Raw genomic sequence first — 17319 nt, forward strand, 5'->3', positions numbered from 1 at the left:
TGTACAGAAATGACAAAGTTTACCGAAATCACAGCAGCAGTGACCGAATGCAAAGGCGCAGACTTTGAGCTCAAACAGCTCAAGATTCGTGAACCTCAAAACGATGAAGTATTGGTTAAAATTGTAGCAACGGGAATGTGCCATACCGATCTGATTGTGCGTGATCAGTATTATCCTGTTCCATTACCAGCAGTACTTGGTCACGAGGGTTCAGGCATCATTGAAGCCATTGGTCCGAATGTCAAAGATTTGGCTGTAGGTGATCACGTGGTGCTCAGCTATGGCTTTTGTGGAAGCTGTGAGCAGTGTAGCAGCGGACAACCTGCCTACTGTCAGGATTTTTTTGGACGAAACTTCAGTGGTGGAGATCCAGATGGGCATTCTGCCGTATGCACGCACGATCATCATAAAATTCATGATCATTTCTTTGCCCAATCTTCATTTGCAACCTACGCCATCAGCCGTGAAAATAATGCCGTAAAAGTGAGTAAAGATGTACCGCTTGAACTTTTGGGGCCACTCGGCTGCGGCATACAAACTGGTGCAGGTGCTGCAATCAATGCGCTGAAAGTCGCGCCTGCCAGTAGCTTTGTCACTTGGGGTGCGGGCGCAGTCGGACTCAGTGCACTTCTTGCTGCAAAAGTATGTGGTGCGACCACTATTATTGCAGTGGATATTGTCGAGTCTCGTTTGGCGTTAGCCAAAGAACTTGGCGCGACCCATGTTATCAACAGTAAAACGCAAGATCCTGTCGAAGCCATCAAGGAAATCACAGGCGGTGGTGTAAAGTTTGCTCTTGAATCGACTGGACGCCCAGAAATTTTGAAACAAGGGATCGATGCGCTCGGTATTCTTGGCAGCATTGCAGTGGTGGGTGCCCCTCCTTTAGGAACGACCGCAGCGTTTGACGTGAATGATTTATTGCTTGGCGGCAAATCGATTATCGGGGTTGTAGAAGGTAGCGGCGTACCGAAAAAGTTTATTCCGGCTTTGGTTTCGCTGTATCAGCAAGGTAAGTTTCCGTTCGACAAACTGGTTAAGTTCTATGATTTTAAAGATATTAATCAGGCGGCAATAGATAGCCATAAAGGCATCACACTCAAACCCATTTTAAAAATTGGTTAAGCATTGAGAAGTGATGTCTTAAATAAGACATCACTTCTCAAATCGTAAATAAATCAAAATGATTTAAAAAGGATTTTTAATACATGTTACAGAGTTTAGATCCTCAACTGGCAAGTTTTTTTGCAATGCTTGAAGCTCAAGGTGCACCTGCATTTGATATTGGTACTCTAAATGATCCAAATATCAATGAAATGAGAAACTGGTATCTCAATTTCGGTCCTCACGTCGCGGGGCAATTCATTGAACTTCAAGACGTAGAAGATTTATGGATACAAGTAGACGATGGTAACTTACGCTTAAGATTGTATAAAACTCAACGCCAGCATAGTGAATCATGTGAAACACTGATTTACTTCCATGGCGGAGGTTGGTGTATAGGGAGTATCGAAACGCATGATTTACTTTGTCGACATTTGGTGAACGATCTAGATGTTAATGTCATTAGTGTCGATTATCGTCTTGCGCCTGAATACCCATACCCTCAAGCTGCTCATGATGCGATTCATGCCACACAGTGGGTTTTTGAACATGCATCTGCTCTTGGCATTCATCCAGACCATTTATATGTTGCAGGAGACAGCGCAGGAGGCAATCTGGCAGCAATCACTGCTCTCACTTTTAAAGAACAAACGTATAGAACTTCTTTAGCAGGGCAAATTTTAATCTACCCATGTATTGATCTTACCGTAATACATGACAACAAATATCCATCCTTTGAAGAACAGAAACACACCCCTCCTCTATCTGCCGAACAAATGTCAAAGATGATACAAATCTATCTGAAAAATGAAGATTTTGCTTATCAATGGCTTGCCTCACCACTACTCGCTCAAAGTCACCAACATCTTCCATCTACATTAATTATAACAGCCGAATTTGATCCTTTACGTGATCAGGGTCGTGTTTATTTTGAAAAATTAAAAAGCAGTTTAGTAAATACTGAATATCATGAAATAAAAGGTGTGGTACATGGTTTTTTTGAAATGTATGGCGTACTCAATAAAACGAAAGAGACGATCAATATAATAAGAGCGTGGTTAAAAAACAATACACAAGCCAAATAATCAGTTTTAATTAAAAAGGTTCTTATTAAGAACCTTTTTAATTTACCCATAAAATTATTATATCAATAATGTATAAATATATACTCTCACATGACTAAAAATATAAAACCAATCATTTAAAATTTAAAATACTCTAAATAATTTTAGATAAATAAAAGTCAAATGGTTTGACTTATCCAATACAAGGATTTTGAGTATGTTTCCTCATAAATTATCTCTGGTTCTGATCGGCTGTATACCGTTATCAAGCTATGCATTTAATGGCGTTTATAATACTGGATCTGGACAAGTTTCAAGCGCTATGGGCGGTGTAAGTCTTGCTCAAGGTATGGATCGAACCTCGATTCATGATAATCCTGCCAATCTGTCTTTTCAAAACAGTGGTGCAGATGCCCAACTTTCGTTATTAAATATCCGTTCTAAAGCAACCTTACTGAATCAACCAGAAGGCTTTTATTCGAATAAAGTCATTCCGATTCCAAGTCTGGCTTTGGTGCAGCATTATAATGACCACTTAAGTTGGGGTTTAAGTCTCACGGGTGCAGGTGCTTCAGTAGACTATGATGAGCCTGCAATCCATGGGTTTCCAGCCGATAAAGCCAAAGATAATCTGGCAATTGTAAAGGCAAGTCCAACGGTATCGTACAAGGTTTTACCCAATCTCAGTTTGGGTGCGAGTTTAGATTTAGGCATTCAGCAATTTAGGGCAAAAGGTGTACTTGCAGGAGTCGATGCACAAGGCACGCCTATTTTTCTAGAAAGCCATGGTAATCAATGGGCCTATGGCGTTGGTGCAAGTGTAGGTACGACTTGGGAATTTCAACCCAATTGGTGGCTTGGCGCGAGCTATAGCACTGAAATGAAATTTTCGAAGCTCGATGACTATAAAAATGATTTATTGGCACGCAGTGAAGGCAGAATTAATTTGCCAGAACGTTATGGAATCGGAATTAAACACAAACTAAATCAAAAGCTTACTCTAGCAGCCGATATCGTACGTTTTAATTGGCAAGATGCTGATGGATTGGGGAAAAAAGGTTCTTTTAACTGGCAAAATCAAACGGTTTATCGAGCTGGCGTGGATTATCAGCTCACACCTCATGATCATTTGCGTTTTGGCTATAGCCATGCAGACTCAGTTGTAGATACTCAAGACACATTGGTGAATTTTTATGCCAATGCCGTCGCCAATCAATCATGGACTATTGGCTACGGCCGTGATCTTGGTTTTGCAACACTCAATCTTAGCTATGAATATGCGGTGAACAAAACCTTAAATGGCACTGGAAACAGCACAGGCACCAATTTAAGTAATCAGAACCATGTGATTACCCTCGGAATTTCAAAAGACTTTTAAACGCGATCAATACATTAAAGGACGATCAAAATGACAACATATGTACTTGTTCATGGCTCATGGCACGATGGTTCTCTCTGGGAACCTGTAGCCACTCATTTACGTGGTCAAGGCCATACCGTGCACTGTCCGACTGTGGCAGGCCATGGCCCAAATGCCGACCGGAATGTGACTCACGCGCAGTGCAGTCAATCGATTGCGGATTATATCGTAAAGCATGATCTCAGCGAGATTGTACTGCTTGGGCACAGCTATGGTGGCACCATTATTTCCAAAGTCGCCGAGGCCATTCCTGAGCGCATTCAAAGGCTGATTTACTGGAATGCTTTTGTTTTACAAGACGGCGAAAATATGTTTGATAACATGCCAGAAGCCTACTACGAGCTGTTTACGAGTTTGGCCGCAGCATCGGGTGATAATACTGTTCTACTGCCTTATGAAGTATGGCGTCATGCTTTCATCAATGATGCAGATGATCAAATGGCTGAGGAAACTTACAAGATGCTTACGCCTGAGCCTTGTCAACCCTTTCATGATCGACTGGATCTAAAAAAATTCTATGCACTGAATATTCCAAAAAGCTACCTGAACTGCACCGAAGATCAAGCTTTGCCTGCTGGCTTTTGGCATCCTAAAATGTCGAGCCGACTCGGAGAATTTAAGTTGGTTGAAATGGGTGGAAGCCATGAAGCAATGTTTACCCGCCCTCAAGAACTAGCAGCTAAAATTATTGAAGCCAGTCATGATTAATTGTTTAGACTGCCGGGCTTAGCCCGCGGTCTTACAAAACTGAAATAACCTTTTTACAGGTTTGAATCAACCATGTCCGAGCAAGAGGTTCATTGGTTTGGGCAAACCAATGTAAGCCCACATAAAATTCAGACATTTGAAACGGCAATTCCAAAACACGGACATGGGATTGATTTAAATATTGCTGTGCAGCACGACTGGGCAGCGTTACCATCAAATCTGTTTTATCCAGCACACCTTGTAAAACTCCAAAATGGGGTACTTCCAAAGCAATTTTACGTTGATGCCCCATTAGTTTTAATACATGATCGACCTGAGTATGCCCGGTAGATGACTTTATCGCCACATGAGATTCATTTAAATACGCATCAAAACTGAGCGTACTTCCTATTCGCGGATGATTCATATTAACCAGTGCAACATATCGCTCTAAAAAAAGAGTCTCATATTCAAGATGCTTAAACTCCAAATGTGTACTATTAAAAATAGCCACATCAATAAATCCTTCGATTAACCATTTTTCGACTTGATCAATTTTAATCTCTTCTACTTCTATTTTTATTTTTGGGGCATGTGCTCGTAAGTATTCGATTAATGTCGGTAACAAGCAAATTTCACCAATATCTGATAAACCAATTCGAAAGGTTTTATTTGAAGTGAGTGGATTAAAATTTAATGCCTCATCGACTGCTATTTCAATTTTTAAAATCGACTCTTTAAATACAGGATATAATTCATGCGATAATTTAGTTGCTTCCACACCATATTGCGTGCGTTCAAATAAAGGATTATTTAAATGCTTACGTAATCGATTTAAATTATAGGTAACAGAAGGTTGACTCAGATTTAAAATCTCAGCGGCTTTACTGATATTTTTATTTTCATAAACACAAATAAAAATACGGATCAGACTTAAGTCCACGTTTTAAGATCTTCCATGATTTTAATTTAATCCTATCATAAACACTTTTATTCAACTCTTTCAAAATAGAATTGTTTTAAAGGCACAAGTCGTTCAAAACACTCTTGTGCCAAATTGTTAGTGTTTAAATCGTTGCAACAGGCGACAGCGCTGCTCGGGCCGCTAACATGTCTTGTGTTAAATCATGCTGCCATAACCAGTCAAAACGGTTTTGCAAATGTGCACCCACTGCTTCAAAGCTTGGATACAGCGCTGAGTTAAGTTCATATATTTGCCCAGACTCACGCGAAGTACGCTGAACCTTACAGGCACGTTCTTTTCGGATCTGTTCATATATTGCAGAAAATCGCGGTAAATCTTCAACAGTCAGCTCAGTGTGCTCAAACAACACTTTTAGCGTGAGTGCATCTTCAAGCCCTTGTCCTGCTCCGGCACCCTGATGTGGAAGCATGGCGTGCGCAGCATCTCCCATTAATACGACACGGCCAGAGTGACTTTGATAAGTCGGCAATTCGGCCAGTTCGTGCAGTGCCCACAAGGTCGGATGCTCAATCAAACCGAGTAAAATTCGGCAGCTTTCGCTCCAGTCCTGAAAATCGTCCAACATTTCCTGTTTGTCTACCGCACGTGTCCATGGGGTATGTTTTGCAAGCGTAAGCTGCTCAGCGTTTGTCTTAAACGCAACAATGTTAATGTCTTCACCTTGACGAATCGGAAAGGTCAAAATGTGCTTGTTTTTGCCTAAAAACATTTGTGGTACGTCGGCAATTTCTACATCTAGGCCGGCTGCCACAATGGCCTGTCTAAATTCTGTCGCTTTGATGATACCGCGGTAAGCCCACGTGCCAGTAAAATTAGGACGTACCGGAGCAAACTGATGGGTTTGCAGCACATAATCACGCGTGGCGGAGTGTATACCATCTGCACCGATGACATAATCGGCTTCGGCGCGTGTCCCATCTTCAAAACTCAATTCGATATGCGTATCGTACTCCTGAATCGATTTGAGTTTTTTATTAAACTTACACTGGTGCTGTGGAATATTTCCTAAAATAGCATCTAAGAAATCGGCACGATGCACCGAAGACTGACCAACCTGAGGAGAAATTGAACTCGACAAATAATCATCGTTATAGCCATTTCGCCATTGAAACCACACATCCTGAAATGGCGCAGATACTTGATCTGCAATCGCGGTATATTGCGAAGCCAAACCAAGTAGCTCAATGGCACGAACCGCATTCGCGCCAAATGAAATTCCGGCACCAATTTCAGAAAATTGAGGTGCTGCTTCATATAAGCAAACATCTAAATGCGGCTGTTTAAATAAGTTGGCTGCAAGCGCGACTCCCGCAATACCACCACCCACCAATGCAATACGAACTTTTTTCATCACACAATTCCTTTGAGTGTTGTTTTATCTAATTTCATCTTGCGTTAGCGCACAAAACTTATCCAATTAAAAGATCTCAATGACAGACATCAATATTTTAAATAATCTAAAAAAAACAAAAACCTAAAAACAAATGGCCATTAAAAAATTTTCAAATATCTTTTCTACAAGACAAAAGATCGATCAAAATGGCCATTTTCTTATATTAAGCACTTGAAAATATGTAACTTCTAACAATGAGAAGATCGTGAATTCATTCTAAATCTAATTTTTTCTTAATTTTTGAGTTTTCTAATATACCTAGAATCTCAATGAACATTTAAAGACCAAAATATGTTTGCCGCTTTAACACCAAACAAACAATGGCGTGTCTCGATACACACCTTTAATGCTGTTCTGGCTTGCTGGTTGGCCAGTTTTACCAATGGCAGTTTTTATCATAAAGTTTTGCAGCTCAGTGCATTTGACGGTTTGATGCAAGTACTGTTTATGAGTGCCACATTTTTACTGATTGCTGGCGTAAATTTTATCTTTTTACAATTGATCAGTTGGCGAGCATCTGCCAAAACTGTCGCTGTGATCATGATTGTATTAACGGGGTTAACCTCTTACTTTGTCAATCAGCTCGGTGTAAATGTCAATACCGCGCAGATTGAAAATGTCATGCAAACCGATACGCGTGAAGCATTGGATTTGCTCTCTATACCGCTGTTGTTATGGGTACTTAAAATCATTGTGGTACCTTTAATTGGTCTTTTATTTATTCAAATCAAGCCAGCCAATAACCTTAAGCATTTGTTGATTGGTAAATTCGGCAGCTTGGCTGTAGCACTTTTTATCATAGGTGCTGGACTTTTTTCTTTTTATAGCCAATATGCGCCGATCTTTCGCGAAAATAGAGAGCTTAAAGCACAGATTTCACCGCTGAATGTGATCTCGAGTAGCTGGAGTTATTCCCGCCGGCAATATAAAAAACGCGATCTGCCTTTGGTCAAATACGGTGAAGATGCACACATCGTACATACTGTGGGTGCACATGCACCTAAAATTATGGTGCTGGTGGTGGGTGAAACAGCGCGTGCAGAAAACTTTAGCCTAAATGGTTATCACAAACCGACCAATCCAGAGCTAAGTAAACTTGATCTGGTAAATTTTACCCAAGCCTCCTCTTGTGGTACGCAAACCTCAGTTTCAGTGCCGTGTATGTTTTCAGGCATGAAGCGTAGCGCGTATGATGAAGCATTGGCGGGTCATCGTGAAGGCCTGTTAGATATTGTACAGCGCGCAGGCTATGAAGTGACATGGATTGATAACAACTCGGGCTGCAAAGGTGCATGTGATCGTATACAACATTACATCTCGCCTAAAGATGATCCACGTTACAAAAATCAGTGTAAAGACGGCGAATGTTATGACGGAATTTTAATCGATGCCTTAAAGGATTATCTTAAAGCGCTCGACTTAAAACAGCTCAAAAAAGATCAATTGATTGTATTGCATCAACTAGGGAGCCATGGGCCAGCTTATTACAAACGCTACCCTGCTGCTTTTAAAAAATTTACGCCGACCTGTGACACCAACAATATTCAAAACTGCTCACGCGAAAGCTTGATCAATAGCTACGACAACACCATTTTGTATACCGATCACGTACTGAGTACATTGATTCATACCCTCGATGCTTTACCGGTCTCGACAGGTCTGATGTATTTATCGGATCACGGTGAATCGACTGGTGAAAATGGATTGTATCTCCACGGTACGCCTTATTTTATGGCACCGAAAGAACAAACGCACATTCCTATGTTATTCTGGTTTTCAACGACATGGCCACAGCAACAAACAATCAAGCAGTGCTTAAACGGACAAAAAAATAATCCGGTCAGTCAAGATAATTTGTTTCCAACCGTGTTGGGCTTGTTGCATATTCGAACACAGGTATTGGATTCAAGCTTGGATTTGACCGCTCAATGCAGAGGTAAACTGTAGCGTGATCAGAATTTTATACATAGAAGACGATGTCATGATCGGTAAAACGACTTTCAAGCTGCTTCAGCATGAGAAGTTTGAAGTCGATTGGGCCAAAAATGGCATCGAGGCACTCGATTTTTTATTTCGCCAGACTTATCACTTGGTTTTACTCGATTTGGGCTTGCCAGAACTTGACGGCCTAGACGTACTCAAGCACATTCGTAAAAAAATGGAGCTAAACAAGCTGGCAGTGATTATTATCAGTGCCCGCGATCAGAGTAAAGAAAAGATTCAGGGTTTGAAGCTCGGCGCAGATGATTATATCGTCAAGCCTTACGATTTTGATGAGTTAGTGGCACGGATTGAATCCGTTTTGCGACGCGGTAATTATTCCTCTTTAAGTGAAATTAGTTTTAAAGTGGGTCAGATTCAGCTTTTTCCAAATACACATCGACTACTCAAAGAAGGCCAGCCCATTAATGTTTCAAATAAAGAGTGGGCCATTTTAGAACCGATGATGATGTATCCCAATCAGATTTTTTCTAAAAATATGCTCGAAGAAAAACTCTACGATTGCGATGATGAAGTGAACAGCAATACCATTGAGGTCCATATTCATAATTTAAGACAAAAGCTAGGGAAAGATTTTATCCGAAATGTGCGAGGCTTAGGCTATTGTGTTGAAAGCACAGACAAATGACCACCGAGGCCTGAAATTCAGGTTCCGTCAGCTTCGATCCTTTTATCGCGAAAAACCACTCAGCCAACGTATGACGTGGAGCATTTCGCTTTTCAGTATTTTTTTGCTTTTTTTTATCGGAATTGCGGCGTATCGAATTGCATTGGAAGAATCTCAGGAGGTAATCGATCGCCAAATGCAGGAAATGGCGGAATTTCTCGATAAAAACGACTTGTCATTACGCTTATCTACTTATGATCCTAAAGCTGAGTATGATGAAACCGATGTCTTTATTGATATTATTAAAGATACCGAACTTGCAAAACTAAGCCAACAATACGACTATATTTTGCCATACTCCTCTACCCCATATTTCACAAGAAAAAAAACCATCCGCGGCGAACTTAAAATTTATGTGTATCCTGCCAAAGACAAGCAAATTCAGATTAGTCAGTTAATCAAAGTTCGGCGACATCTGGCCAAAGAATTGGCATTTAACATGCTGATTCCGTATATCTTTTTTATGCCATTTGGTATTTATGGGGTATATCGTTTGATTCGTCATCACCTCAAAACGCTCACCAAACTTCGTAGTACCTTTTCAGAGCGCAATTACACCGATCTGTCAGAGGTCAAAATTGATCATTTGCCGATGGAAATCCGCCCAGCCATAGATGAACTCAACTATTTGTTTAAGCGCATTGATGAGGCAAAAAATCAGCAGCAAGTGTTTATTGCCAATGCTGCTCATGAACTTCGAACGCCACTGACTGCTTTAAAGCTACAAACCTCACTTTTACTTAAAACACCACAAGATCATCCGTTTTATCAAGAAAATCTGAATGATCTATCTCTGAGTCTGAAACGCATGTCACATCTGGTCGATCAGCTCATGAGTTTGGCACATCAGGAAATTCAGCAAGATGAGCCACTACAGTCACTCAATCTTGTCAATGCACTTCGCTTAAGTGTCGGTCAGTTATTGGCCAATGCGCGTAAAAAACAAATCGAAATTCAAGTCAGTATTGAGCCCGCTCTCGAGCAAGTGATGATTTTGGCGCGCCCCAATACCTTGCAAAGTATATTTATCAACCTGATCGATAATGCCATTAAATACAGCCCACCCAAAAATCAGGTCTGTATTTTAGTTTCATACGATCATGAAATGATCTGTGTCGATATCCACGACAATGGCCCGGGAATATCAGAGCATCAATACAATCATGTGTTGCAACGTTTTGTTCGTTTAGAAAAAACTCAGCATAATGCAATAGGGAGTGGTTTAGGACTTTCAATTGTCAATACTGCATTGCAGTCACTCGATGCATCTATGCAGTTTAAAACGTCTAATCTTTTAAATGGATTATGCGTGCAATTACAATTCAAGCCTATTCCTGAATCAAAGGACGAATCAACAACATTTTAGGCCAAAATTTAAGGATTGAATGACTTGATTGAATTTATTGTTATGTTATAACATAACAATAATACAGACTATTGTAACTCCCATTTATTCACTGCTTAATAATATTGACTATGATTCGTAAAAACCCATCAGGCCATTTGCCGCAAATTCATCAATCTGCCTACATTGATCAGACTGCCATCATTTGTGGCAAAGTCATCATTCACGCCAATGTGTTTGTTGGGCCTTACGCTGTCATACGTGCAGATGAAACCGATGAAAATGGTGATATGGAACCGATCGTGATCGGTGCAAATTCGAATATTCAAGACGGCGTGGTTATTCATTCAAAAGCCGGTGCAGCCGTTCAAATTGGTGAAAACTCATCAATTGCGCACCGATCGATTATTCATGGGCCATGCGTCATCGGTGCGCGTGTTTTTGTCGGTTTTAACAGTGTGCTATTTAATTGCAAAATTGGTAACAACAGTGCCATTCGTCACAATGCCGTTGTCGATGGACGTGATTTACCGTCTAACTTTTATGTCCCTGCCATGAGTTATATCAACGCCAAAACCGACTTGGCGGCGTATCCCCCAATTGATGTCTCGATTACCGAATTTTCAGAAAGCGTGGTGACCACCAACATTGAATTGGTTCAAGGATATAAGGCATTATCCAATGAGTTTTAATGCCTTACCCGACCTGATTATTCGTAACGCACATCTGGTCAATGAAGGTCATAGCCAATTTTGTGATGTTTTGATTCAGCAAGGCCGTATTTCCAAAATACAGTCCTCCATTACAGGCGTACATCGCGCAAAAGAGATCGAGGCCAATGGCGCTTGGCTACTGCCCGGCATGATTGACGATCAGGTTCACTTTCGTGATCCAGGTGCGCCACATAAAGGCACTATTGCCTCTGAGTCCGCAGCAGCAACTGTAGGTGGCATTACCAGCTTCATGGACATGCCCAATACCAAGCCCGCTACGCTAAACTTAGATGCCTTGAATGCCAAAAAAGCAATTGCAGCGCGCTCGAGTCATGGCAATTATGCATTTCATTTTGGTGTAAGTGCAGACAACCTGTCGATCATTGAGCAGCTCGATCCAAAGCTGGTCAGCGGCGTGAAAGTCTTTATGGGTTCCTCTACTGGCAATATGCTGGTAGATGATCCCAAAGCGCTTGAGTTTTTATTTGCTCATGTTCCCACTATTTTACTCACGCACTGTGAATCTAGCCCTATTGTTACTGCCAATGAGGCGCTGTATCGGACGCAATATGGTGAGAATGTTCCTGCGCATCTTCACCCACTGATTCGCGATGAGGCTTGCTGCTATGCAAGCTCAAAAATGGCAGTCGAGCTGGCAAAAAAATATCAGACGCAATTGCATGTACTGCACCTGACCACAGCAAAAGAGTTATCACTTTTTGAAAATAAACCGCTTCATGAAAAGCACATAACAGCTGAAGTATGTATTCATCATTTACATTTTGATGCCCAAGATTACGACCAGCTCGGACATCTGATCAAGTGTAACCCGTCAATCAAATCGAAAACTGATCGGGAAGCTTTGATTAAAGCTGTTTCATCAAGTGATTTGTTAGATATTATTGGTACAGATCATGCTCCGCATACTTGGGATGAAAAACAAAACAGTTACTTCAATGCGCCAGCAGGTTTACCCCTTGTTCAGCATGCCCTACCTGCGTTGCTTGAGCTGGTTGCGGCAGACCAATTACGTATCGAAGATATGGTCAGCAAAACCTCACATCGCGTGGCCGATTTATTTAAAATTAAAGAGCGCGGCTATATTCGAGAAGGTTATTGGGCCGATCTGGTTTTAGTCGAAAAAAATCCATGGTCCGTTGCCGATCAGCCGATTTACATGCACTGTGGCTGGACCCCTTTTCAGCATAAAAGTTTTCAGTATCGCGTCGCCACCACCATCGTATCGGGGCAAATCGCGTGGCACAATCAGCAGTTGTATCTCAATTGCAGAGGTCATGCACTTGAAATTGATCGATAAATCTGGGTCATCTTTCATTAAGAGGATTGAACCAAATTAATCTTTCTTTATCTAAAATATTCATATAAATTGCTTATTTTTTTATAAGTACACCCCCAGTTGTCAATTTTTTACACAGGTGGCGGTGCTTATATCCTCTATAATCAACTTTTTTTGTATTCGAGATCTTATGAAAATTTTAGATGGCGGATTTGGGCGCGAGCTGGCTCGTCGTGGTGCACCTTTTAGACAACCTGAATGGTCAGCTTTGGCACTTACCGAAGCACCTGATATTGTGAAGCAGGTTCATCTAGATTTTATTCGTGCAGGCGCTGAAGTCATTACCACCAACAACTATGCAGTTGTACCTTTTCATATTGGTCAAGACCGTTTTGATCAAGAGGTCACTGATTTAGTCAAGGTTGCCACTACTCAGGCTAAACGTGCAGTTGAAGAAAGTGGCGCTGCGGTGCAAATTGCGGGCTGTCTTCCTCCACTTTTTGGTTCTTACCGCGCCGATTTATTTCAGGCAGATGAAGCAGCCACTTTGGCACGCCCTATTATTGAAGCATTGTCGCCTGACGTTGACTTATGGCTTGCAGAAACTCAGTCGTGTTTGGCAGAAGTTCGTACTGTTCGTGAGCTTTTACCTCAAGACGGTCGTGAATTCTGGGTTTCCTTTACCCTCCAAGATGATCAGGCGCTTCCTGCTGCACAGCTACGTTCTGGCGAAAGCATCGCAGAAACTGCCGAACTGATTAAATCACTAAATGTCAGTGCCGTACTGTTCAACTGCTGTCAGCCAGAAGTCATTCTTCAAGCGATTCAAGAAATTCGTGAACTCATTCCAGACACCATTAAAATTGGTGCCTATGCGAATGCATTTCCGCCACAAAACAGTGAAGCCACAGCCAATGATGGTCTAGATGAAATCAGAAAAGACTTAGATCCAGACGCGTATTTGCAATTTGCCAAACAATGGCAAGATGCTGGCGCCAGTATGATTGGGGGATGCTGTGGTATTGGTCCTGAACATATTCAGAAACTCTCTCAATTTTTTCAAGACTAAGCCGCATGTCCACTTCTAAAATTGGTTTACTCTCCCTCACCGCCTTGGTGTTTAGTTCCATGGTCGGTTCAGGCGTATTTAGTCTGCCACAAAATATGGCTGCTGTTGCCAATGGTTCTGCTTTACTGTTTGCATGGCTGATCACTGGCGTCGGTATTATTTTTCTGGCGATATCCTTGCTACATTTAACCCGTCAACGTCCAGATCTGGACGGCGGGATTTATAACTATGCACGCGAAGGCTTTGGCGATTTGATCGGCTTTTGTTCTGCCTGGGGTTACTGGCTCTGTACCACTGTCGGGATTGTTGGCTATGTGGTCATTGCTTTTTCTGCGGTGGGTATGTTTACCGATACGCCTGAACATACCTACTTTGGTGAAGGCAATACCCTATATGCGCTTATAGGCTCATCCATTTTTGTCTGGCTTGTGCACTGGCTCGTGAGTCGAGGCATTAAAGAAGCGGCTTTGGTCAATTTGCTGGCAACAATTGCCAAGATTGTGCCACTTGTCGTATTTATTTTGTTTTCGTTTGTGGCGTTCAAGCTTGAACTATTCAAATTAAATTTTCTCGATACATCCTTACAAATGCCAGTATGGCAACAAGTGCGTGATGTCATGCTGATTACGCTCTGGGTATTTACAGGTATCGAAGGCGCCGTTGTCCTGTCGTCACGCGCCAAACGTAGAAACGATATCGGTAAAGCAACTCTACTGGGTGTGTTATTGGCACTAGGCTTTTATGTCATGGTGACGGTGTTGTCATACGGTATCAATACGCGTGCAGAGATTGCAGGCATGCATAATCCGTCTATGGCCAGTATCCTTGCGCAATTGATTGGTTTACCGGGTACCATTGTCATTACATTGGGGCTGATTATTTCAGTTTCTTCGTCCTATTTAAGCTGGACCTTGTTTGCAACCGAAATTCCATTTTTGGCTGCAAAAAATGGTGCCTTTCCAAAAAGTTTTTTAAAAACCAATACCAATAATGTACCGATTACATCATTGTGGCTGACCTCGATTGTGGTACAGCTTTCATTGATTGCAGTATGTTTTTTCAATAAAAACTACACCCAGCTTTTACTGATCTCATCGGTCATGATCCTGTTGCCTTACTTTTTGGTTTCTGCTTTTTATCTGAAAGAATCTGCACGCCACAAACGTGGCAAACATATTTTTATTGCCGGTATCGCAACCTTATATGCGGTGTGGCTGTTATATGCTGCAGGTCTGTCTTTGTTATTGTTGTCTGGTATTTTGTACCTGCTCGGGCTAGTGATTTATTTTTATAGCCGCTATTCGGTCAAACGCGGCAATACAGAAAAACTACTCAACGATTAAAATAATTCATGATTTCAGCCATACAGTGATGTAGCTTAAACCTGACCATGTTCATGGTTTAATCTTCATCACTGTATTTTTTTCTTTGTAATTTACTCATTATAGTCTGTTCATTTACTTGTAGACTTTCATCAACAGCGGACCAACACGCTTCGCAAAGATTTCACATTGAGTTGATTAAACTCATCTGAGCGAATAATGTGATAAGTTTTGATTGATCCATCTAGAGGTACATCCGATATGAGTTATAAGCATAATAATCTTATGGCAATGCGTGAAAAGTACTGGAGTGACAACGCTTCACATCATGTGCAAAATGAAAAAACGTTCTTTTGTGAAACCTTGCAAGAACACAAAATTTTTGATCAGCCTTCACTCGACGATGCACGATACTTCTTTTTTACACTCCCTAGTATTGTAATTGTAAAAGGATACGCCTTGGGTTTTACTCACGATTTGGTCAAGAGCATGATTGCCAAGCATATTGAAGCCAACAAGTTTCAACTCAAACAGCGTCACCAGATCAAGATTCAGTATGCGATGTAGTCAAGCTGGATACTGAATAACAATACTTGGTGAAAAAGTTGAATGAATTCAGATAAATCGACTGCTGTTCATCACAATTCAGTTTTATTCACTTACAAAATTGCCTTAAAATACGATACCCTCAATTTCAGCGTCTGATTGCAGTAATACTTTTCATCTTTTAAACAGCCTATGACTGTTTTAATACGATTAGAGCCTGTAGTATTCGTTACAATTGTCTTCATTACTTTTCTGCGTGTTTCAGCAAAGGATTTTATATGTCAAATCAGAACGATAAGCTTAAGAATTTAAAAACTTCTTCGATGGATCGACGCTTATCGATCGCAAAAGCCTCGTTCCTCGCAGGCACGCGCTGGGCCACTGCAAGTGCAAGCTCAATGTTTTCAAGTGAAGCAGAAAAGGAAAAGAAAAGAAAAAAAGCCATGACCGAACAAGCCAATTATTTGGTTTCTGAAATTGGCAAACTGAAAGGCTCTATCGTCAAAATCGGCCAGATGATGGCACTCTACGGCGAGCACTTTCTACCTGAGGAAATTACCCAGGCACTCAATACCCTCAATAACCAGACCGTCGCATTGGCCTGGCCTGCAATCAAATCGCATTTACAAACGCAACTGGGCAGTAAGCTCGATGATCTTATTATTGATCATGAACCTATCGGTACCGCTTCATTGGCACAGGTTCACCGCGCAACACGTAAATCTGACGGTCTAGAGCTGGTATTAAAAATTCAGTATCCAGGTGTGGCCGAAGCTATTGACTCGGATATGAGCCTGTTTAAAAACATGCTGAAACTCACCCGCATGGTGCCGCAAACACGTGAGTTTGATCAGTGGTTTGAAGAAGTCAGAGAAATGATGCACCGTGAGGTGAGTTACGATATTGAAGCTGCAACCACGCGTCGCTTTGCAGAGCGCTTAAAAAACGATCCACGTTATGTTGTTCCTCAAATTGTCGATCGCTACTGTACCAGCAAAATCTTATGCATGACCTATGAACGTGGCGTCCCAATTAATAGCCCCGTAATGTTGTCTTTGCCACAAGAACGCCGTAATCAACTGGGTGAAGCCTCTCTTGAAATTGCTGTCCGCGAGATTTTTGAGTGGGGAGAAATGCAGACCGATCCAAACTTCGGCAACTATTTGGTACGTTTGGGCAATGGCGAGGACATCAACGACAAAATTGTTTTACTCGATTTTGGTGCGATCCGCCAATTCGATGATCATCTGCTCAACGTTGCACGTAATTTGATTCAGGCTGGCTATCATCACAGCAGTGAAGAAATGGTTGCAGCCATGACAGGTTACGGTTTCTTTGACTCAATCCCGCAAAGCATCAAGCCAGATATGGCCAAGGTTTTCTTGCTGGCAACTGAAGCTTTCAGTTCACCACAAAATAATCCAGACATGCCAGAGGGTCTGATGGATCAGGATAACCGCTATGACTGGAAAAAAAGCCAGCTACATAGCCGTGTGATGCAACAAGCCAGCAAATCGATGGCCTCGCGTTATTTTTCTGTACCGCCAAAAGAATTTATGTTTATCAGCCGCAAATTCATTGGTGCATACACCTTTATGACCGTGATTGAAGCCAAAACCAATGTTCGTCGTATGATTCAAAAATTTGTTCAATGATTCAATTGACTAGGATGACATTTGTCATCCTAGTCAATTCCGTTAAAAGCT

At 41.5% G+C, this 17319-nt stretch carries 15 protein-coding genes; 13 read left to right on the forward strand and 2 right to left on the reverse strand.

Going from position 1 to position 17319, the window contains the following annotated elements; all coding sequences use genetic code 11:
• The first annotated feature begins 9 nt into the window (after window positions 1-9).
• The 4 genes from areB to Aso01_RS09625 all read left to right on the forward strand — a co-directional run bounded on the left by areB (window position 10) and on the right by Aso01_RS09625 (window position 4296).
• Window positions 10-1125 (forward strand): benzyl alcohol dehydrogenase AreB, encoded by a 1116-nt coding sequence (gene areB / locus Aso01_RS09610; protein WP_004936920.1) that lies wholly within the window; start codon window positions 10-12, stop codon window positions 1123-1125.
• Window positions 1126-1208: 83 nt separating this feature from the next.
• Window positions 1209-2189, forward strand: coding sequence for a benzyl esterase AreA (areA, locus tag Aso01_RS09615; RefSeq protein ID WP_004936917.1), 981 nt, complete (start codon window positions 1209-1211; stop codon window positions 2187-2189).
• Window positions 2190-2385: 196 nt separating this feature from the next.
• Complete coding sequence (locus Aso01_RS09620) at window positions 2386-3546, forward strand: OmpP1/FadL family transporter (RefSeq protein ID WP_004936913.1); 1161 nt, start codon at window positions 2386-2388, stop codon at window positions 3544-3546.
• A gap of 30 nt (window positions 3547-3576) precedes the next feature.
• The gene (locus Aso01_RS09625; RefSeq protein ID WP_004936911.1) at window positions 3577-4296 is read left to right on the forward strand and encodes an alpha/beta fold hydrolase; all 720 of its coding nucleotides are present in this window, start codon (window positions 3577-3579) and stop codon (window positions 4294-4296) included.
• A 31-nt stretch (window positions 4297-4327) separates the two neighbouring features.
• Here the strand turns inward: Aso01_RS09625 and Aso01_RS09630 are convergent, their stop codons facing one another.
• Both Aso01_RS09630 and salA read right to left on the reverse strand, forming a co-directional pair.
• Window positions 4328-5218 (reverse strand): LysR family transcriptional regulator, encoded by an 891-nt coding sequence (locus tag Aso01_RS09630; RefSeq protein ID WP_004936909.1) that lies wholly within the window; start codon window positions 5216-5218, stop codon window positions 4328-4330.
• 124 nt (window positions 5219-5342) lie between these two features.
• A complete protein-coding gene (gene salA / locus Aso01_RS09635) occupies window positions 5343-6614 on the reverse strand; it encodes a salicylate 1-monooxygenase (protein ID WP_171063729.1) in 1272 nt (423 codons plus the stop codon).
• Between the two features lie 330 nt (window positions 6615-6944).
• Here salA and Aso01_RS09640 point away from each other — a divergent pair, with 330 nt between their 5' ends.
• The 9 genes from Aso01_RS09640 (at window position 6945) to Aso01_RS09680 (ending at window position 17268) form a co-directional block, all read left to right on the forward strand.
• Window positions 6945-8600 (forward strand): phosphoethanolamine transferase, encoded by a 1656-nt coding sequence (locus tag Aso01_RS09640; protein WP_004936904.1) that lies wholly within the window; start codon window positions 6945-6947, stop codon window positions 8598-8600.
• 1 nt (window position 8601) lies between these two features.
• Window positions 8602-9282, forward strand: a complete 681-nt coding sequence (locus tag Aso01_RS09645) for a response regulator transcription factor (protein WP_025094897.1) — start codon at window positions 8602-8604, stop codon at window positions 9280-9282.
• A gap of 70 nt (window positions 9283-9352) precedes the next feature.
• Window positions 9353-10687 carry a sensor histidine kinase gene (locus tag Aso01_RS09650; RefSeq protein ID WP_004936898.1) on the forward strand — a complete coding sequence of 445 codons (1335 nt, stop codon included), beginning with the start codon at window positions 9353-9355 and terminating at the stop codon, window positions 10685-10687.
• Window positions 10688-10797: 110 nt separating this feature from the next.
• Window positions 10798-11358, forward strand: coding sequence for a gamma carbonic anhydrase family protein (locus tag Aso01_RS09655; RefSeq protein ID WP_004936896.1), 561 nt, complete (start codon window positions 10798-10800; stop codon window positions 11356-11358).
• Window positions 11348-12697: a dihydroorotase gene (locus Aso01_RS09660; RefSeq protein WP_004936893.1), complete on the forward strand. Its 1350-nt coding sequence runs from the start codon at window positions 11348-11350 to the stop codon at window positions 12695-12697. The genes Aso01_RS09655 and Aso01_RS09660 overlap by 11 nt, the downstream gene beginning before the upstream one ends.
• 169 nt (window positions 12698-12866) lie before the next feature.
• On the forward strand, window positions 12867-13745 hold the full coding sequence (locus Aso01_RS09665; RefSeq protein WP_004936890.1) for a homocysteine S-methyltransferase family protein: 879 nt from the start codon (window positions 12867-12869) through the stop codon (window positions 13743-13745).
• Between the two features lie 5 nt (window positions 13746-13750).
• Complete coding sequence (locus tag Aso01_RS09670; RefSeq protein ID WP_004936887.1) at window positions 13751-15088, forward strand: basic amino acid/polyamine antiporter; 1338 nt, start codon at window positions 13751-13753, stop codon at window positions 15086-15088.
• A 240-nt stretch (window positions 15089-15328) separates the two neighbouring features.
• Window positions 15329-15634 (forward strand): hypothetical protein, encoded by a 306-nt coding sequence (locus Aso01_RS09675; RefSeq protein WP_004936885.1) that lies wholly within the window; start codon window positions 15329-15331, stop codon window positions 15632-15634.
• 257 nt (window positions 15635-15891) lie between these two features.
• Window positions 15892-17268: an ABC1 kinase family protein gene (locus Aso01_RS09680; RefSeq protein WP_004936883.1), complete on the forward strand. Its 1377-nt coding sequence runs from the start codon at window positions 15892-15894 to the stop codon at window positions 17266-17268.
• The last annotated feature ends 51 nt before the right edge of the window (window positions 17269-17319 follow it).

Origin of the sequence: Acinetobacter soli (assembly GCF_000760595.1) — a bacterium.
GTDB classification, from domain to species: Bacteria; Pseudomonadota; Gammaproteobacteria; order Pseudomonadales; family Moraxellaceae; genus Acinetobacter; species Acinetobacter soli.

Coding starts and splice junctions, on each gene's coding strand:
- areB (WP_004936920.1), top strand. CDS start 10: ATGACAAAGTTTACCGAAATCACAGCAGCAGTGACCGAATGCAAAGGC.
- areA (WP_004936917.1), top strand. CDS start 1,209: ATGTTACAGAGTTTAGATCCTCAACTGGCAAGTTTTTTTGCAATGCTT.
- Aso01_RS09620 (WP_004936913.1), top strand. CDS start 2,386: ATGTTTCCTCATAAATTATCTCTGGTTCTGATCGGCTGTATACCGTTA.
- Aso01_RS09625 (WP_004936911.1), top strand. CDS start 3,577: ATGACAACATATGTACTTGTTCATGGCTCATGGCACGATGGTTCTCTC.
- Aso01_RS09640 (WP_004936904.1), top strand. CDS start 6,945: ATGTTTGCCGCTTTAACACCAAACAAACAATGGCGTGTCTCGATACAC.
- Aso01_RS09650 (WP_004936898.1), top strand. CDS start 9,353: ATGACGTGGAGCATTTCGCTTTTCAGTATTTTTTTGCTTTTTTTTATC.
- Aso01_RS09655 (WP_004936896.1), top strand. CDS start 10,798: ATGATTCGTAAAAACCCATCAGGCCATTTGCCGCAAATTCATCAATCT.
- Aso01_RS09660 (WP_004936893.1), top strand. CDS start 11,348: ATGAGTTTTAATGCCTTACCCGACCTGATTATTCGTAACGCACATCTG.
- Aso01_RS09665 (WP_004936890.1), top strand. CDS start 12,867: ATGAAAATTTTAGATGGCGGATTTGGGCGCGAGCTGGCTCGTCGTGGT.
- Aso01_RS09670 (WP_004936887.1), top strand. CDS start 13,751: ATGTCCACTTCTAAAATTGGTTTACTCTCCCTCACCGCCTTGGTGTTT.
- Aso01_RS09675 (WP_004936885.1), top strand. CDS start 15,329: ATGAGTTATAAGCATAATAATCTTATGGCAATGCGTGAAAAGTACTGG.
- Aso01_RS09680 (WP_004936883.1), top strand. CDS start 15,892: ATGTCAAATCAGAACGATAAGCTTAAGAATTTAAAAACTTCTTCGATG.